The following is a 21,705-nucleotide window of genomic DNA, read 5'->3' on the forward strand; positions in this document are numbered from 1 at the left end:
TCGGAAACCCTACCCAGCGGTGGGCGCCGGTGATAAACTAAATTCCTTTCGGTCTTTACGCTGAGACCGACGGGAACGCCGTTTCCTCTTCTCGATACGGAAATAGTTGATATGTCTGTTGATCCCAGCCAGGATCCGCAAGCCCAGGGCGAAATCCCTGCTGAAGCTTCCACCCCCGCCCCTGAAAACGTTTCCCAGCCGAGCGAAGACGCCGATGCGCCGAAGCGAAAGCTGCTGATTGGCTCGCAACGCGACGAAGACAAGCCCGCGCCTGCCCCCAAGCCGGCGGCTGCGGCGCGTCCGCAACGTCCGGAACGGCCAAAGCCTTCTAAGACTGAATCGGAAGAAGATCCTACGGCTATTCCCGCAGATCTCACTTCCTTGGAAACAAATCGAGAAATCGAGAAACTTCCGGTCTCTTCCGACGGCCGCGTTGAGGTGCCGAATCGTCGTCAAAAGCTCGACGATATCGAGCGCGAAGTCGAAGCGGCGCTCGGGGGGCTCTCTCTCGACGACATGATCGCCGGCGAAAAGGCGATGCAGGGCATCTCCGGAAAGACGCTGGAAGTCGACAGTCGTCAGCCGGCCACTGTCCTGCGTATCCATCGCGAAGAAGTTTTCATCGATCTGCCTGGACAAAACCAAGGCTTCGTATCGCTGCGTACCTTCGTAGCGCCCCCCGCTGTTGGCGACAAGCTGGAAGTGGTCATCGTCAAATACGATCGTGAGCAAGGTCTCTACGAAGCGGTCGTTCCTGGCTCTTCGGTCTCGGTCGTCGATTGGGGCGATCTGAAAGAAGGGATCCTGGTCGACGCGGTCGTGGACGGCGTCAACAAGGGCGGTCTCGAATGTGCCGTCGGCGGCGCTCGCGGTTTCATCCCGGCCAGCCAGATCGCGCCGCATCACGTCACCAAGATGGAAGATTACCTCGGCCAGAAGCTGCAGTGCCTGGTGACCGAGGCGAATCCGGAACGTCGTAACCTCGTGCTCAGCGCTCGCGCCGTCGCCGAAAAGGCGAAGGAAGACAGCCGCAAAGAAACGATGGGAACGCTGCAAGTCGGTCAGATGCGCGAAGGGACCGTCACTCGCATTCAAGACTTTGGCGCCTTCGTCGACATCGGCGGCGTCGACGGCCTGGTTCACGTCAGCCAGATCAGCTGGGACCGGATCAAACATCCGAGCGACGCGCTGAGCGAAGGTCAGGCGGTTCGCGTCAAAGTGACCAAGATCGATCCCGAGACCGGCAAGATCGGTCTTTCGATTCGCGACACGATGGAAAACCCGTGGCAGAAGGTCGCCTCGGAATTCGCCGTCGGCGCAATCGTCAAAGGCAAAGTGACCAAGATCATGGAATTCGGCGCGTTCGTCGAAATCGGCCCGGGGATCGAAGGTTTGATTCACGTCTCCGAAGTGAGCCACACTCGCGTCAGCCGCATTCAGTCGGTCCTGAAGGTTGGCGAAACGGTCGAAGTGAAAGTGGTCAACATCGACCAAGAGAAACGCCGCATCGGCCTCTCGATCAAAGCCCTCGCTCCGGCTCCGGCCAGCAAGAGCGGCGGCAAGAAGAAGGAAGAGGAAGAAGTCGACGTCGATCGCGAGCTGAAGGTCAAACCGACCGCCGGCGAACTGAAGGGCGGCATCGTCAACGAACAAAGCGAAGGCTCGAAGTTCGGCCTGAAGTGGTAAGACGCTTCCCGCTAGTCAATAAAAAAGCCGTCCCCATCGGGACGGCTTTTTTTATTGGCATTCAACACTAGCCCGCAGCGCCAGCGAGGGAATGGGGTGGGAAATGTCTAATGACTAAGAACCAATGTCTAATGCGGAGAAGCTGCTTCTTTCTTCCTTAGTCCTTAGGCCTTAGTCATTTACTTGCGACCGCATTTCCCTCGCTGGCGCTGCGGGCTAGTGTCGGAGTCTTAGCTCCAAAGCTTCTGCACCGCTTCGACGCAGTTCTCCGTCGCCAGGGCACAGAGGATCAGCCCCATCACCTTTACGATGATCGTTCCGCCGGTTTCGCCGATCAGGCGATGGATTGGATTGGCCAGCAGCATCAAGACGTAGGTGAGCGCCAGCACGATCGCCAACACGACCGACGTCTTCGCTTGCTCCAGGATCGTGAAGCGATGATTATCCGTCAAAATGACGACCGCCAGGATCGAGCCGGGGCTGGCGATCGAGGGGATCGCCAGCGGAAAGACGGCGACATCGTGACCCGCTTCCGGTTTGGGAGGTTCGACCGCCGGACCGACGCCGAAGACCATCTGCAAACCGAGCAAAAATAAAATGATGCCGCCGGCGAGTTGAAACGACTCAAGTCGAATATCGAGGGCGCCCAGGATGAACTGTCCCAGGATCAGAAACGCGAGCAGCACCGCGCCGCCGATCAGGGTCGCTTTCAGCGCGATCCGGGGGCGATCTTCCTTGGCCGATCTGCGCGTCACGCCAACGAAGATCGAGAGCGTGCCGATCGGGTCGATCGTCGCTACCAGCAACAGGAATTCGCCGAATAGAAGCTCGAAGTTCATGCCGATCGGTTTCGCTAAAAGACGTGGGTCACTCCGTTGACCCGCAAGGATAGCTTACCGTTGCGGTATCGACTATTCGGATGATTCCAATATTTCCAGCTTCAGGTTGCGGAAGCGGACTTCGGTCGGGCCGCCGGAGTGCAATTGCAGAGCGAAGACGCCCCGCTTCGCTCCCTTGGCGTCGGTTAGATCGACGCATGGTTTGCCGTTGAGGAAGGTCTCGACGTGGTCTCCCTTGGCGACGATCTCGTACTGGTTCCACTCGCCAGGCTTTAGGTGCTCTTCGCCCGACTTGTCCCACAAGAGTCCGCGGCCATGCTCTTCGTACAGTTTGCCCCACCAACCGGGGCCGACGTCGGCCTGGTATCCTTTGACCGATCCGCCTGGCAGCGCCTCGCTACGGATCTGCACGCCGCTATTCCCTTCGTTCTTCACGAGGAGAATCTCCAGCTTCAGCCGGAAGTCGCTCGCCGCCAGGTCGCTAACCAGAAAACTATTCGCTTTGATCCCGGTCGCGGTCTTGGCGATGATCTCGCCGCTTTCGACCGACCAGAGATTGGGATCGCCGTTCCATCCGGTCAGATCTTTGCCATTGAACAGCTCGGCGGCCGTTTCCGGCGTGGCGAGCTGCGGCGTTTGTCCTTTCCCTTGCAGGTAGGCGACCAGCGAACGGACGTCATGCTGAGTGAAAGGACGCAGTTGATCGTCCGGCATCATCGACTTGTCGCTCGACTTCCGCTCTTCGATTTCCTCCTTGGAGATGAGGAGCGTCTCTTCGGCCGTCTGCAGCGTGATCGTCTTGGCGTCTTCGGCCTTCACCACGCCGGTGATGACGCGGCCGCTATCGAGCAGCACGATTGACGGCTGGTATTCTTTCGCCATCACGGCGCTCGGATCGACGATGTTCGTGAGCAAGTATTCCAGATTCGCCCGGTTCGAGCCGGTCAGATCAGGGCCGACATTGCCGCCGACGCCATACAGCGTATGACAGCGCTGACAGGTCTTCGCAAAGATCGCGCGGCCCAACATGGGATCAGCGGCCGGCAGCGACTTGTTGGCGACGAGCGCTTTGTACTGCTCGATCAACTTCGCTTTTTCTTCCGGCGTTTCGCGGACTGTTCCCCAAACGTCGGCCAGCTTGGCGTCGATCTCTTTATCTCCCAGGTTCGAGAGCTGGCGAACCATATCGGCGGTCAGTTCGCTGCTGGAGATGCTCCCGGATTCGATCGCCGCCAACAGAGGCTTAGCGTAACTCGGTCGCGAGCTCAAAGTCGCTAGCGCGAGCAGCTTGTTGTTCGGCTGCATCTGGCCGTAGTGAGTCAAGATGGCGTCCGGCGTGGCGGCGTTTTCGTGCTGCGCCAGTCCCTTCAAGGCGACGTCGCACAGCTCTGGATCGGCCAGCAGCTTTTGCAGCGTCGGGGGCAACGTCGCATCGTCAATCGACAAGAGCGAGTCAATTGCGAACTTGCGGACGCTCGTCTCTTGTTTGCCATCTCGGATGAGAATTTGAAGATACGATCTTGAGGTTTCGGAACCGAACGTCGCGTCAAGCGCCGTCGCTTCGAGCATCACCTCTCGATTGCCGCTATTACGTAGATCAAACGTGACCTGGTTCCAAGCTTCCGGCGGCGTCACTTTGCGCTGACCGGCTAGCGACTTCCGAATCGAGCGGAGGAAGAGGAGCTGCGTCGGTACGTCGTCAATTTGCTTTAGCCCGCTCACCAGCGTCGCCAGCGCGCTCTTCGCATCGCCGCTGCCGATCCGCCGCAGCATGAACTGCCCGACTTGCGGGATCGTTTGGCTGGCGGCCAGACCAAGCGCAAGAGCCCGCTCCGGCGACTTGTCGGCCAGCGGTTCGGCCGCGTACCAGTACATCAGCGGCAAGTTGTGATCTTTGGCGTCTTCGGCATGCGCGAGCAAATTGTTCAGCAGATCCCACCGCGAATCGAGATCCATCCGCTGCGCCGCCGAGGCGAGATAAAGCCGCACGATCGGCGAAGGATCATCCGCCGCCATTTTGACCATCTGGTCCAGCAGAGCACGGTAGGGCTGGTGATTCACTTCCAGCGCCAGTTGCAGCGCCCAGCCGCGGATGAACGGCTCGGCGTCGGTCAGCATTTGCTCGACGGCTCTTGGGTCGAGGTTGCCGGTGACATGCAGCGCCCAATAGGCCCGCAGGCGACGCGTCGCATCGTCGTTCGACTTGGCGAGCTCTAGTAAACGAGCGAGCGCATCCCCGGCCAGCTTCCGCTCGGCGGCGCGTTCCTGCAGCACCTTGCGAGCATGTCGGACGTACCAGTCGTTCTTATGCAGCGTCAGTTCGGCCAGTTCCAGATCGCTCTGCTTGCGCAGGTCGACCTGCACGTTTTCCTGCTCGCCGTAGACGATCTTGTAGATGCGGCCGTTGCTTCGGTCATGTCGCGCCGGATCGCCGGTGTGACAGGCCTGCATGTCATACCAGTCGATCATGGTGGCGTTGCCGTCTGGCAGCGTGCGGATGTTCAAAATCTGCGACGCTTTGTCGCCGGTCAGCAAGAAGTCAGGACCATGGCTGCCGACATAGCCGGAGCCGACTTGCTTCAAGATGTCGACGTTCAGCCGCTGGCCATGAATGTTGTTCATGAAGATCTGCCCGCGATAGGCTTGCGGCCAGCGATCGCCGAGGTAGATCATGGCGCCGGCATGGGCATGACCGCCGCCGGCTTCGTCCGACTTGCCGTTGCCGCCGTGCGGCGTGCTGCCGAGATAGTGGCGATGGTCGGCGATTGTCTTAATGTCGTCGTAGGTGTGCGGATTAAAGTGGGCGCCGGCCTGACGTTGATAGCGGCCCCCTTGGATCATCTGGTAAAGGTGAGGAATCACGCAGGCCGTTTCAAACGCCTGGCCATAGTCGTTGAAGTCGACTCCCCAGGGGTTGCTGGTCCCATGGGCGAAGACTTCAAACTGATGACGGGTCGGGTGATATCGCCAGATCCCGGCGTTGATCCGGGTTCGCTCTTCGTCCGGCGTGCCCGGCTTGCCGACGTTGGAATGGGTGAAGACCCCATGGCAGCCGTAGAGCCAACCGTCGGGACCCCAGATAAATGCGTTGAGCGTTTCGTGCGTGTCTTGATAGCCCCAGCCGTCGAGCAGCACCTGCGGCTCGGCGTCGGGAACGTCGTCGCCGTTCTTATCGGGAATGAACATCAGGTACGGCGCCGCGCCGACCCAGACGCCGCCAAAGCCGACTTCCAAACCGCTGACCAGGTTCAACCCTTCGCAGAAGACCTTCCGCTCGTCGAACTTCCCGTCTCCGTCCTTGTCGGCGAAGATCAAGATCCGGTCTTTGCCTTCCCCTTCTGGAGCGCGCCGCGGATAGACGTACGCTTCGGCGACCCAGAGTCGACCCCGTTCATCGAGCGCCATCGCGATCGGTTGTTTGATATCGGGCTCCGCCGCGCTGACGATTACCGAGAAGCCATCCGGCACTTGCATCGCCGCGGCCGCTTCTTCGGCTGAGAGACCACCATAGGGATACATGTCGGCGACCAGCCGCGGCGGTTGATTCTTCGGAATCGGCGGCTGCTCGTTAAAGAAGCGGAAGTCGTCGAAGTTCAAATGTCCCCAGCCGCCCCGATGCTGATCGACCAGGCGAATGAAGATCTCTTCCCCTTGCAGCTTGCGAAGATCAACGGCGACGCGGCGCATCTGTTCGTTGTCGTCGCCGGACGTTTTGAAGAAGACCTCGCCGTTGGCTTTGCGAACCAGTTCGACGCGGGTTTGCTCGTGATGTCCGCCGTTGTGCAAAAAGGCGGCCCATGGGTGAGTCACTTTAAACGGAACCGAAGTGAGCGTGCCGATCGGTTCGTCGAGACCACGTTCGTATCCGCCGACCCAGAACTTTCCTTGGTGTCCGCTCCGCATGTCGCCGCGACGTTTACTGACCGTGTCTCCTTCGATCGGCTCCCCGGCGAACGCGTCGCCGTCCGCCTTCCAGTCGGCCATCGTGCCGGTTTCAAAATCGAAGTTGAGGGTTCCCCCATCCTCTCCTTTTGGCAACACGCCGACCGGTTCCGCCGCACCGGCGTAAGTGAGTAGCGAACAGGCCAAGGCCAGCGCAGGTAGAGAGCGTCGAATCATGGGGCGACTTTTCGCAGAAGTGGAAGGGGGCGATGGGGGTTCGCAAGGCAGGTTTTTTATATTCTGCCAGAATGGATCGCCGCGGCCATAAAAGATCTCACATTGATCGGAGATTTTTTACAGGCCGTTCTGGGGCGGTTTTGTAGTTAAAGCCTATCACATCGACCGCAAATCGGCCAAAATGATTCGACGCCAATTCCCTTCCTGCTTGAGGCTCCTCATGCTCCGCACCCCCTGCTTTCTGCTAGTCGCCTGCTGTACTTTCTCCGCTTTTGCCGGCGATCTTCGCTTTGAAGAACAAGAGTTGCCGACCAAACTGGGCGTCGGTTACGCCGTACGGGTCCTCGACATGAACGGCGACCAGAAGCTCGACATCGCGATCGTCGATTCGCAGCGCGTCTTGTGGCTCGAGAACCCGACCTGGAAAGAGCACATCATCACCGATGAAAAGCAAACCAAGGCCGACAACGTTTGCTTCGCGCCGACCGACATCGACGGCGACGGGCTGATCGACTTCGCGATCGGCGCCGATTGGCAGTTCAACAACACCCGCGGCGGCGCGACGTTACAATGGGCGACCCGCGAAGGAGCGGAGCAGGGCCCCTGGAAGGTTTTCTCGCTGCCGGCCGATCCGACGCTCCACCGGATCAACTTCGCCGACGTGATTGGTGACGAACGCCCTGAACTGATCGTCGCTCCGCTGAAAGGTCGCAACACCGATGGGCCGGAGTTCGCGGAGAATGGCATTCGCCTGATGGCGCTTTCGATTCCGGCCGACCCGGAAAAGGAACCTTGGCCGCAAACGTTGATCACCGACAAGCTGCATGTCGCGCACAACTTTTACCCGACCGACATGAACGGCGATGGCCGCGACGATCTGCTGGTCGCCAGCTTTGAAGGAGTGACGCTGGTCGAACGCGAAGGAGACGCGTGGAAGTCGACGTTGATCGGCGCCGGCGAACAAGAGCGTCCCTATCCGGCGCGCGGCGCCAGCGAAGTGAAACGCGGCAAGCTGGCCGATGGAAGTGACTACGTCGCGACGATCGAACCTTGGCATGGCGATCGAGTCGTCGTCTACACCAAACCGAAGGACGCTCCGCTTCGTTCTCTCTGGAAGCGGCATGTGCTCGATGCCGAACTGAAGTGGGGACACGCCGTCTGGTGCGCGAACATGGACGACGACGCTGACGAAGAGCTCGTCATCGGCGTGCGCGACGACGTCGGCGACAACACGCGTCGCGGTCTCCGCATCTACGATCCGGTCAATGCCGCCGAAGGCCAGTGGCGGCGCACTGTCGTCGATCCCGGCGGCGTCGCGATCGAAGATCTGACCGTCGGCGACATGGACGGCGACGGGCGCAACGACGTGGTTGCCGTGGGGCGACAGACGCACAATGTGCGGATCTACTGGAACAAAACTCAGACCGACCGGTAGAAATTTTCGGGCTGGTTTTCGATTTGTCGAAAGTCCCCCTTTCGCTCGGACTAGAAGGGCTTGGTTCGCGCGTTAAACTTATAGTATTCCTATCAAAAAATGTTACGAGTCGATTCGAGGAAGAGATGAGCAAAGTTCGCTGGGGCGTTCTTAGTACGGCGAAAATTGGCACGAAGAAGGTGATTCCCGGGATGCAAAACGGCGCCTACTGCGAAGTAGCCGCGATCGCATCCCGCAACCTGGCGAAGGCCCGTGCGGCTGCTAGCGAATTGGGAATCGCCAAAGCGTACGGTTCGTACGAAGCGCTGCTGGAAGATCCCGAAATCGACGCGATCTACAATCCGCTGCCGAATCACATGCACGTGCCGTGGTCGATCAAGGCGATCGAAGCCGGCAAGCACGTCTTGTGCGAAAAGCCGATCGGCCTGACCGCCGACGAAGGGCAGAAGCTGCTCGACGCCGCGCGCAAACATCCGCAGCTCCGCGTGATGGAAGCGTTCATGTACCGCCATCATCCGCAGTGGCAGAAGGCGCGCGACATCGTCCGCGACGGCGGCATCGGACAACCGGTTTCGATTCAAACCTGGTTCTCGTACTACAACGACGACGCCGGCGACATCCGCAATCAGCCGGAGTTTGGCGGCGGCGCCTTGATGGACATCGGCTGCTATCCGATCTCGCTGTCGCGGTTCATCTTTGAAGGGGAACCGCGCCGCGTGATGGCCAGCGTCACGATCGACGAACAGTTCAAGACCGACACCGTCACCTCGGCGATCATCGACTTCGGCGGCATCACCAGCACGTTCACGTGCAGCACGAAGTCGGCGCCGTACCAACGGGTACATATCTTCGGCACGACCGGCCGCGTTGAAATCAAGATTCCGTTCAACGCCCCGCCGGACGAACCGTGCATCCTCTACCACGAAACGGCCGACGAAATCCAAGAGCTGAAACTGCCGATTGCCGATCAATACACGATCCAGGGCGATCTGATGTCGAAGGCGATCCTCGACGAATCGCCGGTCCCGACTCCGCTGGCCGACGCCGTCGCCAACATGCGCGTCATCGAAGCGATCTTTCGCAGCGGCAAAAGCGGCAAGTGGGAAACGATCACCAAAGAGCCGTCCGAGTAACGTAAATGTTGGGTCCGCTCTGCGGACCACGAACCTGCTCGCCCGCCCAACACTAGCCCGAAGCGCAAGCGAGGGAAAAGGGGCCGCAAGCAAACCAACCAAAAGGCGCCTCCGCGAAAGCGATAGGCGCCTTTCTTCTTTCGAAGCCACCTACTTTGCGCGGGTCAGCACGCTTAGGCGACTTCCTCCAGCGCCACCATCACCTCTTTCTTCTCCAGCGTCGCTTTCGTCTCTAGCGATTGTTCCAGCGACTCGCGGACAAATAGATCAAGCTCTTGCAATTGGCGCGTCGGCTTGGCGATCGTAAACGTGTAATGCGCTACGCCAACGCGATGGTAGCGGATGGTGACCATCGCCAGTTCTTCGTAGCTGCACGATTCGTATTGATAGGCCGAGAACGTATCGAAGGCGACGCCGGAGGCTCCCCCGATCGCCTTCTTAAAACGGAGCGTAAAGACCAGGCCGATCCCAACGGCGCAGAGCCAGAGGAGGAGTAGTTGAGCCTGATGCCCCGGCGATTTCAAGTTCTCCGGAACAGTCGCGATCAGAACCGCCGCGATGACGAAGAATACGAGCGTTCCCTTCAGCGTCCCCCCCAAGCACTTCCTGACGATCGCGCCGCCCCCTTTGGCCAGCCAAAGGGGGCGCGGCGAGTCATACAAGGCGAACAGTTGCGAAGACATCCAGCGTCCTGGTTAGCAAAAAAGGGAACTGCCCAAGCGGCGCTCGCAATCGTACCTCGAAGCGCCGCCGACGGAAATGCGACCGCAAGAAAAGTAGCTTGGGGGCAGCGAAACGCAAGGGCGACAATCCGCTGGCAAGCCAAGGTGGGTTGCGCAAGCGAATCGCAGCGTACGAGCCAAACGACGTGCGACGCGCTTGCTCCACCCACCCGACAACTTTGCGAATTGCTCAGTGCTCGCCCGGCGGCATTTCGTGCCCGTCGGAAAAGACGAAGTTCGTCCACGATTTCATCCGCAAGAGCACGCGCCGCATGACTGCCATTCCCTCCATGTGGTCGCTGTAGACCGCCGTTTCGCCGGTGAAGCCGTCGGCGATTTCAAACCCGTCGAATTCGCTCTCCTCGAACTCGATCGTCACGTTCAGGCGTCCCTCTCCGACGATTTGCTCCGCATCCATGACGGTGCCGGTCGGTTGCAATTGTCCTTGGGCGATCGCGGTTCCGATCATGACCACTTTGCCTGGAAAGATGTAGCCGGGAGCGGCTGGAAATGCGACCTCGGCCTCGTCTCCCACTTTGATTCGCTGCGCACTGTTTTGCAGGAATGACGCGACGAACAGCCGCGGCTCGGCATGGCGAAAGATCAGCACCGGTCGCAGCGGCAGCGGCGTCGCCATCATGCCGGGGCGAACGAAGACTTGCAGCACGCGGCCGTCGGTCGGCGCGCGAACGATCGTCGAGTCGAGATCGAACTGAGCCGCGGCGAGCGCCGCTTTCGCCTCGGCGACTTCCGGCGTGAAGCCGTTGATGGTCGCATCGACTTCCAGCTTGGCGTCGGCGAGTTGCGCCTGCGCCCGACTTACCAGGGCGACCGAGCCGAGATAGGCCTGACGCGCCTGCTCATACGCTTGCTCCGAGACGGTATTGGACTGCCGCAGTTTCGTATCGCGATCGTAGATGTCCTTGGCGGCGTCCCGATCCGCTTCGGCCGCATGGACCGCTTCTTCGATGCCGGTCAGGTTAGCCTTCGCTTGTTCAAACCGCCGCTCGGCCGCCGCGAGGAGGGCCTGTTTTTGATCGACGATCGCCTGGTACGAAGTGGGATCAATTTTGAAGAGAACGTCTCCCGCTTTCACCTCTTGGGCGTCATGAACCGCGACCTCGATCACCGTACCTTTGACGTTTGGCACGATTGGAGTCGTATGGTAGTAGAAGCGGCCGATGCGCGAGTAGGGATGGTTGTAGTTCATGGTCGCGACGATCGCCGCCAACAGCCCGACTCCGCCCAAGACGGCGGTGACGATCGTGTAGCCATTGACCGGAATTCGGAAGAGCTTGAACGCTCCAATGGCGAAGGCGCCGTACGTCAACAAGATGAGCAGGTCCATTTACCCCTCCTCCCGTTCCGACTTGGCCGACTGCGAAGTCGCCTGGTCGGTCAAGCGCTGTTCGAGTTCCACAATCCGCCGCTCGAGCGCCTCCAGCGTTTCCGCATGTTTTCGTTGGCTCTCCGCTTCCGACTTGAGAGCGTCGGCAAGTTCTCTTTTTGCGGCGACATCCTCTTCCTCGGCTTTACGGCCGAGATACCCGGTCTCCGGATCGTACGAGTAGGCCCAGATCCAAAGGAATGGCCAGATGGCGTGGAGGGTAAAGAGACTGATCCAGCCCCCGGCATGAATCGCATCCTGATGCGGATGATTCCGCGCCTTGGCGATGTTGTAGGGGACATCGTGCAGCGCGATGAATCCGTATACCAGCGCAAGCAGCACGAAGAAGATAATCCCCAGTGCAAACCAGCTAAGCGCGTCCATCGATCGTCCCCCAGTTTCGACGCCAACTCGCTCCACTAACCGTAAGTCTAGCGGCACGAGAATCAGCGACTCAACAAAAAAGCGAGGAACAGGCCCCTTTAAGTTTTCCTGAAGATTACGCGAGTCGCATTATGGAAAATCGATGGAAGACCCTGCGCAATAGTAGCCCGAGGCGCGAGCCGAGGGAATGCGTGGGGAAGAAGAAATAGAACACGGAAGCCACGGACAATCCACGGTAAGAACACGGCAAAAATAGTAGCTCGCAACGCAAGCGAGGGAAATGCGACCGGAAGCTGGCAACGAAATCGCGAGCCACGCATCCCGCTTTCTGGCCTGTCTTCTCAGGCACGACGGGCCAACCTGGTCCAGCCTAGGGCCAGGTGGGAACGGCCTTTCATGCCTGGGAGATGTGACTTGGTTGGGGCGGAAGAGCGATAACCAATTTCGGTCTTATGTGTCCAAGGTAGGTTGTGATTGACCACACATTCGTTCCCCTGTCGACAACGCATGCCATGCAACTCCCCGCTCTTTTTCGTCGCGGCGTCGTACGTCCGCTGGATGATCACGCCGAACGTCAGTTGCTGCAGTTTTCGATTGAGGCTCCACTTCGCGTCGAATGGCTGCCGATTTTGGAGGATCCCTTCTTTGACGAGATTTGGGGGACCGGCCTATTTCAGCGGATCAACCAAGCGTGCGGGACGAACATCTCCGACTATGAAGAGGAAATCCTACCGGCGCCGACACTGCAAACTGCCATCGCCGCGATTCGCACGGGGCGTCCTTCCGGACGTTTGTCGGACGAGTTTTGTCAGCAACTAGAGGCATTGCTCACGGATGCCGCAGTGACGAATCGGAGCGTCTTTTTCGTCATGTAGACCAGTAGAATTCTAAAAGCGCATCATCGACTTCACCGGTTGCCAGTCCCCCTGGGCCGAGGCTCATCTCAACGATTTGTCTATTGCCTCGCTGGTTCGATTTTAGTATAAATATGTTCAGGCATGGGGTGGTTGGACGCCACGAGCAGGTTCCCGCTTTTGGGGAACGTGCCGGTGCGTGGAGACGCGTCGAAATTCCATGCCCCTGCGGACTTTCCCCTGTCAGGAGACGGGGTTGAGAGACTGCACAGATCTCGTTTCATAACCGCCATGTTGGATGGTCGGTCTCGTCGCACCCCTTCCGTTCGTGGAATATTGACCGCGAAACGAGAGAGAAGGCGCGCGCTATCTCGCCGCAAATTGGCGTTTGCGCTACCGGTGCGCGCTCACGGCGAAAAAAGAGGCGGAAAACGGGGCCGCGAAAAAAAATGTTGCGGTCCAGTCCACTGGTTGGTTGGAAAAAATCGCGTCGCGGTCCAGTCCAGTGACCGAGAAAAAAACGTGTCGCGGTCCAGTCCACTGGTTGGCGAAAAAAATCGCGCTGCGGTCCAGTCCAGTCACGGAGAAAAAAATTGCGAGGCGGTCCAGTCGATCGGCAACCTTCCATCGACGCTCTAAAAAATGCCCCAACGGGGCGAACTAACCTAGCCCAGGGTAAGTCGCCTCTGGCGACGCAGCCCTGGGTTAGCGCGACCCTAAGAAATGTAAGCTCCAACGGGGCGATCTAAATGGAAACGATCAATTCGCGTAGTCCATGAAAAAAAATCATCGTCGCGGTCCAGTCGTTTGGTTTTGACCGAACACCGGCGCCCGATTAGAACGCCCCTTGGGGCTTCGGAAACAATGGACGACCGTGACCCAGGGCTGCGTCGCCGGTGGCGACTTACCCTGGGCTAGATTGGTTCGCCCCGTTGGGGCGGATGGAAGAGAGTGCGCTGTTTGGCAATTCAGAATCGTTGCGCTGCGACGTGCGTCGTTCGCTTGCAAACGCATTCCCTCGGCTTGCGCCTCGGGTTAGTGTTTGGTTCCCTGTCGTATTCCTTCTTACCGTGTTCTCCGTCGCCTTGCCGTGGCTTCCGTGTTCTATTCTTCTTCCGACCGCATTTCCCTCGCTTGCGCTTCGGGCTACTATTGGGCGCGCATTCGCCTCGGGCTCGTATTGCGCGCGGCGATTCGAAAGCGGTTTAGATGTTGCGGCCCATGCGCGATGCGAGTCGGTTCAACGTTTCGCTGGCGTCTTGGTCCGACAGGTGAACGTGGATCACGCTCATGCCTTCACGATCGTTCCAGGCGCTGTGGAGCGCTTTGTGGAACTCTTTTTCGGTGCGGACTTCGTAACCGGTGCCGCCGCCGAGGACGTCGGGGAGTTTGCTGTATTTCCAGGGATGGATTTCGTTGTATTCCCAATCCCCGGCATGGAGCCAACGTTCGGTCCCGTAGCCATGATTGTCGAGCACGATGATCACCGGATCGTAGCCGTGACGGACGATCGTCGACAATTCCATCCCTGTCATCTGGAACGCCCCGTCGCCGATGATCGAAAGGACGCGGGCCTTCGGTTTGGCCGTTTGCACGCCAAGCGTCGCCGGGACGGCGAAACCCATCGACGTGTAATAGGCGGGGCTGATGAATTCGGATCGTCCGCGGGTGACCAGTTCGGTCGCCGAGAAGAGAGAGTCGCCGATGTCGGCGACCACAATCACGTCGTCGTCGAGCAGTTCGTTGATCATCGGCACCATCCGGCGAATCGTCAGCTGCTCGTCGGTCACTTCGCCGACCGGCTGCTGCTTCATCGCCAGACCTGGCGGAATCGCCCGTTTCGGCGGATGCGGTTTTTGGGCGGCGAGGGCCCGCATGAAGTCAGGCAGGGTCACGCCATGATAATGATGATGCCGCACGCGGAGCTGTTCGCTGGTCGCGTAGACGCACTTCGACGGATCAAGATTGGCGGTAAAGATCCCCAGGTTGATGTCGGTCATGAACGTCCCGAGGAGCAGAATCAAATCGCTATCCTCGACGAACTTCGTCACCTCTTCGCGCCCCATGGCGCCTTCGTAGAGACCGACGTAGAGCGGATGCGTTTCGCGGATGACGCTTTTGCCGAGCATCGTCGCCGCGACCGGGATGCCGGTCGCTTCGGCCAGAGTGGTCAGTTCGTCTTGGAGGGCGAAGCGATGCAGTTCGACGCCGGCGATGATCATCGGACGCTCGGCCGCGGCGATCAAGCGAGCCGCTTCGGCCGACGCTTCTTCAAGCGCTTGCGGATCGCTAGTCGTGGTCGGTTCCTGGAACGTATGGCTGATGTGCGGCACGACGTTGACCATGTCGCGCGGCAGTTCGATATAGACCGGTCGTTTGAACCGAGCGGCGGCGTCCAGGACGCGATCGATCTCGCGAAACGCGGTAACCGGGTCGACCAGTTCGGCGCCGGCGACGCACAGTTTTTCAAAGACGTCCTTTTGCGTGCTGAACTCGCGGACCATGTGGTGCAGCAGCGGATTGTTGATCCGCTCGCGTAGGCCTGGAGAACCGGTAAGGACGACGACCGGCGACTTTTCGGCATAGGCGCCGGCGATGGAGTTACAGATGCTGAGTCCGCCGACGCAGTAGGTGACGCAAACGGCGCCCATGCCATGAACGCGGGCATAGGCGTCGGCGGCGAAACCGGCGCAGTCTTCACGCGTACAGCCGACCATGTTGATCGGACTTTTCTCCAGCATCGAATAGAACGAGAGAATGTAGTCTCCCGGGATGCCGAAGATGTCCTGCAGGCCGTAGTCCTGCAACCGGCGGATGAGGTACTGGCCGATCGATAAACCGGCCACGCTGCTACTGCTGTGCGCCATGCTCGCCTTCCTCTGCGAATGGACTCGTTGGGTCTGCGAGAATTGTACGTTGTATTCGCAAACCCGGCCAATCGAGAAATTCGCGGCATGGCGCGCCGAAAAGGCCAAATTGTTCGGCCGGCGGTTACTTTCCTACGCGATCGAGGTGTTCCTGATACAGGCGTTTATCCATCAGTACCATGATCTTCCCGGTCTTGTCGTCATAACCATACATTTCGTAGCTGCGCAGTTTCGCAAACTCGACGTTGTTTTCTTTCATGATCTGCATGTATTCGTCGTAGGTCGGCCAACGTCCTTCGACCGCTTTCTTCATCTGGACGGCTTGTTGCATGCCGAGCGTGCTGACGCGGGCCATCGCGGAGAAGTAAGCGGAGCCGGCCGCGCTGAACGGATCAATCCCGTCGGCGGACGCACCTTCAGGAATGACGATTTCCGGATCCTGCAGCGCCTTGTGAACGTCGACCACTTTGTTGGTCGTTTTGCCGATGACGCCCCGTTCTTCCGGCTGAGCGGCAGGCGCGGTTTCGGCGGGAGGAGTTTCGGTCATGGCCGGACCGGACGGTTGGGCGCCAGGACCGACAGCAGCGGACGGACTTTCGACGCTCGGAAGGGCGACTCCGCCGGGAGCGACCGGGCCTGACTGACGTTTGCCGATCGGTTCGGCGTCGCAACCAACAAGAAAAGCGAGAAAACAGGCGGCCAGGGCGAAGCGCGACATGAGAGGAGATCCTGTGCAAAGATTCGTGGGGCGAAAAATGGCCCGCTAGGCTGCAATATCGATCATTCGGCGGGCAAATTCAAGCGCGGCGCCGGCATTGTTAGGTGTTGACGACCTTGTTCCCCCCGTGGGTAAGGGATAAATTCAATACTTACGCAGTTAGCAGCCAGTTGATTTTCTGACAGGCTGCTGGATCGCAAGGATGCGATTCCAAAATAGCGACGTAAGTCGATATTTTGCGAGCCGCGAAGAGCTTCCGCTCTGAGCCTGGCGAGGTTGTAAAATGCCACGATGGCATTTTTCGACTAGTAGTTAGCCCCGCAGAGACGAACCGATATGAAACTGGTCATCGCCATCATTCAGCCCAGCCGCTTGGAAGCGGTCAAAGAAGCGCTCACCGAAGTCGAAGTCTTTCGACTCACCGTGATGGATTGCCAGGGCTTTGGACGCCAAAAAGGACAGACCGAAGTTTATCGCGGGCACGAGTTCACCATCAATCTGCTCCGCAAGGTGCAACTGCAAATCGCGGTGAACGAAGAGTTTGTCGAACCGACTGTCGATGCGATCGTCAAAGGCGCGCGGAGCGGCGAAAAGGGAGAGATCGGCGACGGCAAGATCTTCATTTTGCCGATGGACGAATGCGTCCGCATTCGCACCGGCGAACGAGGCCCCGACGCCATTTAACGCGAGTTGGCGTTAGCCCTTGCTCAATTCCAGTTCGACCGCGTCGCGAAAGACGTCCATGTCGTACGCGCCGACCCAGACGCGCTGGATGACGCCGTTGCGGTCGACCAGGATCGTTGTGGGATAAGCGGCGAACGAAGCGAACGAATTGAGTTCGGTACGCGAGACGCCGGTCGCATCGGCGTAAACCGGCAAGCCGATGACGTTGATCCTTTGGAGGATGTCGGCCGAGTCGCCCGCCAGTTCGGTCATGTTTTCGCGACCTCCGAGCGAGTCGCGCGAGCAAGAGACCGGGATGAACTGAAACTCCGCTTCCTCTTTCAAGTCGCGGCTGAGACGAACCAGACCGGGCAGTTCGGCCAGACACGGCGGACACCATGGTCCCCAGTAATTGATCAGCGTCACTTTGCCCTGCAGACTGGCGGCGGTGATCGTTTGCTCGGTGTTGAGCAGCGGCAGGAACTCGACCGCGGACAGTTGCTGGCCGACCCAGGGATGCGATTGCTGCGGCGGCGGCTGCATCGCACGAATCACCAGAATCACGCAGAGCCCGATCAGCACCGCGAATAAGATGGCGGTAACCGCCGTGCTGATCCATTTTTCGCCTGAACGTTCAGGCCCGAGGTGATGTTCGTCGGATTGCGTCATCTTGGGGCGTCGCTGGAAATGAAATTGGCTCGCCGAGGGGTGAAAAACGTCGGCTGCTATTTTAGCCCAAGCGGCCGGTGAAGTCGGCAATTTCTTGGTGATTGTCAGGCGGATCTGGGGAGAATGAGCCGCGAATTGAGGCGGCCAGAGGCGGTTTCGCGTTAAAAGGAAGTGAATCTGGCTCGTGGTTCACCAGTTGGCGGAGCAGGGGGAATTAGAATCGACAGGGGAATTCGCTCTTGCGTTGGCGGACAACTCGCGGAAAATTTGCTAAGTTTGGAAGAATCTTCCTGGGAGGACGATCCTAGGAATCACGTCGGCAATTTCGTTCTCCGACCAATTGCGCACGAATATGAAGTTCGAAGTCGAATTGAAGTTTCCGGTCGATGATCTCCGTCGCGTCGAAGCGGCGTTGGCAGGTCTCGGCGCGGAAATCGATATCCCGGTCAAACAGTCCGATTTTTACTATGGGCACCCGTCGCGCGACTTCGCGCAAACCGACGAGGCGCTCCGGATTCGCAAAGTCGGCAGCAAGAATATCATCACCTACAAAGGCCCCAAGATCGACGCGACGACCAAGACGCGCCGCGAGATCGAAGTGCCGCTCGTTTCCGGCTCGGAAGGGGCGGCCAACATTATCAAAATGTTGGAGTCGCTCGGCTTTTCGCAAGTCGCCGAGGTGACCAAAAACCGCCGTAAAGCGAATCTCAACTTCGCCGACCAGCAGGTCGAAGTCGCGCTGGACGAGGTGAAGGGGCTGGGCGAATTTGTCGAACTCGAAATCTCGACCGACGAGGCGGGAGTCGACGCCGCTCGGACGGTGATCAACCAACTGGCCGAGAAACTGGGCCTCTCCGGCAGCGAACGCCGCAGCTACCTGGAATTGATCCTGGAAGCGTAGGGATCGCCCCTCTGTATGGGTGGTTTGTCCGCCTGAAATCGGCCGCGAAAAAAAATCTTTGACCCTCGGCGAAACCCCGAACAGCGAGCGGGGTTCATCCATTGTCGAAACGGGAATTACGCCCGCTTCGCCGCTCTATCAAAAGCGAATCAGGCGTTTAGCGCCTGTGGGAAACTTTGGGGAGCCCTGGGTCGTCAATACCGCGCAGATGGCCTGGGGCTCCTTCTTTTGTTTTCAATGAATTCTCGTCCCAACCGGCGAGGTCGCCAGAAGAGCGGAAGCCGCCAACAGCGGAATTTCTTATACTAAGGCGATGTCCTCTCTAGCCGCCGACAAGCAAAACTCCCCCGCCGAAACTCCTCCTTCTGCACTGTCCGCCGAACCGGATGACGGGTCGGAAACGCGGAACTTTTTCCTATTGGCCTTCTCGCAAGTGGTGCTCCGCTGCGGCTGGATCTTCAAAACCGAAAGCATCATCATTCCGGCGGTGCTCGATCTGATCGCCGGACCGGGCTGGATCCGCGGTCTGCTGCCGATCTTGAATCGCATCGGCCAATCGCTGCCGCCGCTGTTCTACGCACGTACGCTGAAGTCGATGCCGCAGAAGAAGTGGTCGCTGTGCGGGACGACGTTGGCGATGGGGATTTGCTTCTCGACGCTGGCGCTTTGCTTCGTGCCGCCGGTGCGCGATGCGATCAACGGTTGGTATCCCGATAGCGCCGTCTGGCCAAGCGCCTGGCTCACCGTCGCATTTTTGGTGTGCTACTTCTTCTTTTTCGCCGCGACCGGGCTCAATCAGGTCGGCTTCGGCACGGTGCAAGGGAAGCTGGTCCGCGTGACGAAGCGGGGACGCTTGATGCTGGTCGCCAACTTCGTCGGCGCGATCGCCGCGATTGGGTTAGCGGCGTGGCTGTTGCCGAAGTGGTTATCGAATGACGACGCCCAGGTGCACTGGATCTTTGGTTTTGCCGGGGGAGCGTTTCTGCTGAGCGCCGGCATCTCGGCGTTGCTGAAGGAACGTCACGACAAGGCGCCGCATGTTAAAGGAACCGCGGTCGAGCTGTTTCACGACGCGTTCAGCGTGCTGAGCGAAGATCGCAACTTCCGTCGGTTGGCGGTGGTCGCGTTTTGCTTCGGATGTTCGCTGATGCTCTTTCCGCACTATCAGGCTTTAGCCCGGGAACGACTGGGAGCGCCGCTGGAAAACCTGATCTTGTGGGTGATCATCCAGAACGGCGGGACGGCGGCGTTCAGCTTGCTCGGCGGGCCAATCGCCGACTGGAAAGGGAACCGCCTGGTCTTGAAGCTGATGATGTGCGGCGTCTTTTTGATGCCGCTGATCGCGGTGGTTCTGATCCACACCGGGCCAAGCGGCGCGATGCTGTTCAACTGGCTGTTTCTGCTGGTCGGCGTGACGCCGGTGATGTTCCGCGGGCTCAGCAACTATGTGCTGGAGATCTCCCCACGCAGCGAGCATCCCCGTTATCTGGCGGCGCTCAGCTTGTGCGTCGCGGCGCCGATGATCGCATCGCCGGCGGTTGGCTGGGCGCTGGATGCGATCTCGTACGAAGCGGTCTTTCTCACCATCTCCGCCATCTTGTTTGGCGGACTCTTGATGACCTGGACGATCGCCGAGCCGCGTCACACGTAAGCCGAGCGAAGGTTAAACCTTCGCCAACTGCAGCGAGAACTTGTTTTGCTCGGACGCGTTGGTTTGATTGCGCGTCGGCGAGTAGTCGACGACGTTGACCGTGCCGTCGGTGGTGAACTCCATCAGCCGCAGCCAACCATCGCCGCCGTTCGGCTTCATCTGGAAGTTGACCAGCATCTGGTGAACGTCACGTCCGCCAGGCGTCGTCGAAGCCATTCGTCCCAGGCCGTCGTTCAGAACGTGGCCATTGAGCGTGAGGATGAAGTTCTCGTGCTTGCTGACCAGGTTGTTCCAGAGCTCGGTTCCGTCCATGACGTCGTCGCCGCTGATCTTGGCGACCTGGTAGTCATGCGGGTTCCAGGTTTGCTTCTTCCCCTTTTCGGCCCAGTCGTACCGCGTTTCGTCGTAGTACATGTAGGCGTGGGTGATCAGAATCGCTTCGCGGTCTTTGTGCTTCGCGGCGATTTCATTGGCCCAACGAACGACGTCGCGACGTGGACCGAACTCAAGTCCGATCACGATGAAGTCACGACCGCCGGCGGAGAAAAGATGGTAGCTGTTTTCCATCTGCCGCGGCTCTTTGTCGTAGACGCCGCCGAAGGTCTCGAACGTGCGGTACTTGTCGATCGGGAAGTAGTCGTTCAGCGACGTCGTCCGATCATGGCACTTGCCGCCGCTGCTGTAGTCATGATTGCCGGGGACCATGAAGTACGGAATCTTTCCGTCGAGCTGGGCCATCGCTGAGGAGGCCAACTGCCACTGCTCGGCGGTATTTCGATTGGTGATGTCCCCCAGGTGAAGCGTCGCGGCGATGTTGCGCGATTTGCGATTTTCGACAAGCCACTTGGTCTGTCCCAGGAACCCATCAGGATGTCCTTCGCCATACATCTGGGTGTCAGGCAAAACGGCGATCGTGAACGAGCCTTTGCCGATCGGCGCCGGTTCCCCTTCGACAAACTTGGCGTCGGCGTACGGATCGGCGGCGAGCGACTGCGAGCCGACGAGCGAAAGGAACGAAGATCCGACGGCAAGCGTGGCGCCGGTCTTGAGCAATTGGCGACGATCGAGCGAAGTCATGGCAAGTTCCTGGCAGGCGAAAGAATAGCGGCAGAATGCAAATTATCGCAGCGCGGCCAGCGGCTGTAAACGCGCATCTGCCGACTAAAAGCGGGGAATGCCCCGCGTAAGCCCCACAAAAAAGGTAAGGAAGACGATCAACATCAGCAGGGGCATCAGTGCGGCGTTGGCTTCGCCAGGCAGGGAGAACCGACGCAAGCAGCCGCCGATAAACGCGAACAGCGCGGTGAACATAAGGTGGATTGTGAAGATCGGATTAATTGACTGTCGATCGACAAAAGCAAGGTAGAGCAAGATCGGCAGGAACACCAAGAACGGCGCCGCGAACGCCAATTGCGACGCTAGCGTGCGTGGATCCCAAGCGAGCAGCACTGCCGCTCCCAACGCGGGGGTGGTGAGAAACGCAACGTCCTGCGCGTCGCAGTTGCAAACAAAGGCGAGCAATCGCCAGTAACTGAAATAGACGCCAGCTACGAATACCGCCCAGAAGACGTGCGGCAGTGAGAATTGACGGTTTTTCGGCGACGCGTTTGCGGCGTTTGTTTTCAGCCCTCCTTCTTTGAACATTTCAAACATTGGGGAAGCTCTCCTCTACAGAGA

17 protein-coding genes are annotated in these 21,705 nt (G+C 59.2%); 7 read left to right on the forward strand and 10 right to left on the reverse strand.

What is annotated here, in order from left to right; all coding sequences use genetic code 11:
* Nucleotides 1-111: 111 nt before the first annotated feature.
* Nucleotides 112-1,686 carry a 30S ribosomal protein S1 gene (locus tag LOC68_RS23225; RefSeq protein ID WP_230223172.1) on the forward strand — a complete coding sequence of 525 codons (1,575 nt, stop codon included), beginning with the start codon at nt 112-114 and terminating at the stop codon, nt 1,684-1,686.
* 230 nt (nt 1,687-1,916) lie between these two features.
* Here LOC68_RS23225 and LOC68_RS23230 read toward each other — a convergent pair whose 3' ends face one another.
* Complete coding sequence (locus LOC68_RS23230) at nt 1,917-2,525, reverse strand: MarC family protein (protein ID WP_230223174.1); 609 nt, start codon at nt 2,523-2,525, stop codon at nt 1,917-1,919.
* 72 nt (nt 2,526-2,597) lie between these two features.
* Entirely contained in the window at nt 2,598-6,644 is a 4,047-nt protein-coding gene (locus tag LOC68_RS23235; protein ID WP_230223176.1) for a PVC-type heme-binding CxxCH protein, read from the reverse strand.
* Between the two features lie 220 nt (nt 6,645-6,864).
* On the opposite strand from LOC68_RS23235, the gene LOC68_RS23240 reads away from it, so the two are divergent.
* On the forward strand, nt 6,865-8,079 hold the full coding sequence (locus LOC68_RS23240) for a VCBS repeat-containing protein (RefSeq protein ID WP_230223178.1): 1,215 nt from the start codon (nt 6,865-6,867) through the stop codon (nt 8,077-8,079).
* 125 nt (nt 8,080-8,204) lie between these two features.
* Complete coding sequence (locus tag LOC68_RS23245; RefSeq protein WP_230223180.1) at nt 8,205-9,212, forward strand: Gfo/Idh/MocA family protein; 1,008 nt, start codon at nt 8,205-8,207, stop codon at nt 9,210-9,212.
* A gap of 173 nt (nt 9,213-9,385) precedes the next feature.
* Here LOC68_RS23245 and LOC68_RS23250 read toward each other — a convergent pair whose 3' ends face one another.
* The 3 genes from LOC68_RS23250 to LOC68_RS23260 form a co-directional block, all read right to left on the reverse strand.
* Complete coding sequence (locus LOC68_RS23250) at nt 9,386-9,895, reverse strand: hypothetical protein (RefSeq protein ID WP_230223182.1); 510 nt, start codon at nt 9,893-9,895, stop codon at nt 9,386-9,388.
* Between the two features lie 229 nt (nt 9,896-10,124).
* Nucleotides 10,125-11,282 (reverse strand): HlyD family secretion protein, encoded by a 1,158-nt coding sequence (locus LOC68_RS23255; protein WP_230223184.1) that lies wholly within the window; start codon nt 11,280-11,282, stop codon nt 10,125-10,127.
* Nucleotides 11,283-11,705, reverse strand: a complete 423-nt coding sequence (locus tag LOC68_RS23260) for a DUF3302 domain-containing protein (protein WP_230223186.1) — start codon at nt 11,703-11,705, stop codon at nt 11,283-11,285.
* A 512-nt stretch (nt 11,706-12,217) separates the two neighbouring features.
* Between LOC68_RS23260 and LOC68_RS23265 the strand changes: the two genes are divergently transcribed.
* Complete coding sequence (locus LOC68_RS23265; protein ID WP_230223188.1) at nt 12,218-12,580, forward strand: hypothetical protein; 363 nt, start codon at nt 12,218-12,220, stop codon at nt 12,578-12,580.
* Nucleotides 12,581-13,764: 1,184 nt separating this feature from the next.
* On the opposite strand, the gene LOC68_RS23270 is transcribed toward LOC68_RS23265, so the two are convergent.
* Nucleotides 13,765-15,426 carry an alpha-keto acid decarboxylase family protein gene (locus LOC68_RS23270; protein WP_230223190.1) on the reverse strand — a complete coding sequence of 554 codons (1,662 nt, stop codon included), beginning with the start codon at nt 15,424-15,426 and terminating at the stop codon, nt 13,765-13,767.
* 124 nt (nt 15,427-15,550) lie between these two features.
* Nucleotides 15,551-16,144, reverse strand: a complete 594-nt coding sequence (locus LOC68_RS23275; protein WP_230223192.1) for a hypothetical protein — start codon at nt 16,142-16,144, stop codon at nt 15,551-15,553.
* 336 nt (nt 16,145-16,480) lie between these two features.
* Between LOC68_RS23275 and LOC68_RS23280 the strand changes: the two genes are divergently transcribed.
* Nucleotides 16,481-16,828: a P-II family nitrogen regulator gene (locus tag LOC68_RS23280; RefSeq protein WP_230223194.1), complete on the forward strand. Its 348-nt coding sequence runs from the start codon at nt 16,481-16,483 to the stop codon at nt 16,826-16,828.
* Between the two features lie 12 nt (nt 16,829-16,840).
* Here LOC68_RS23280 and LOC68_RS23285 read toward each other — a convergent pair whose 3' ends face one another.
* Nucleotides 16,841-17,476, reverse strand: a complete 636-nt coding sequence (locus tag LOC68_RS23285) for a TlpA family protein disulfide reductase (RefSeq protein ID WP_230223196.1) — start codon at nt 17,474-17,476, stop codon at nt 16,841-16,843.
* A 352-nt stretch (nt 17,477-17,828) separates the two neighbouring features.
* Here LOC68_RS23285 and cyaB point away from each other — a divergent pair, with 352 nt between their 5' ends.
* The gene (cyaB, locus tag LOC68_RS23290; RefSeq protein WP_230223198.1) at nt 17,829-18,377 is read left to right on the forward strand and encodes a class IV adenylate cyclase; all 549 of its coding nucleotides are present in this window, start codon (nt 17,829-17,831) and stop codon (nt 18,375-18,377) included.
* Between the two features lie 313 nt (nt 18,378-18,690).
* The gene (locus LOC68_RS23295) at nt 18,691-20,028 is read left to right on the forward strand and encodes an MFS transporter (protein ID WP_230223200.1); all 1,338 of its coding nucleotides are present in this window, start codon (nt 18,691-18,693) and stop codon (nt 20,026-20,028) included.
* A 12-nt stretch (nt 20,029-20,040) separates the two neighbouring features.
* Here the strand turns inward: LOC68_RS23295 and LOC68_RS23300 are convergent, their stop codons facing one another.
* Entirely contained in the window at nt 20,041-21,105 is a 1,065-nt protein-coding gene (locus LOC68_RS23300; RefSeq protein ID WP_230223202.1) for a metallophosphoesterase, read from the reverse strand.
* An 84-nt stretch (nt 21,106-21,189) separates the two neighbouring features.
* Nucleotides 21,190-21,681, reverse strand: coding sequence for a hypothetical protein (locus LOC68_RS23305; RefSeq protein ID WP_230223204.1), 492 nt, complete (start codon nt 21,679-21,681; stop codon nt 21,190-21,192).
* Nucleotides 21,682-21,705: the final 24 nt, after the last annotated feature.

Origin of the sequence: Blastopirellula sediminis (genome assembly GCF_020966755.1) — a bacterium.
Lineage (GTDB): Bacteria > Planctomycetota > Planctomycetia > Pirellulales > Pirellulaceae > Blastopirellula > Blastopirellula sediminis.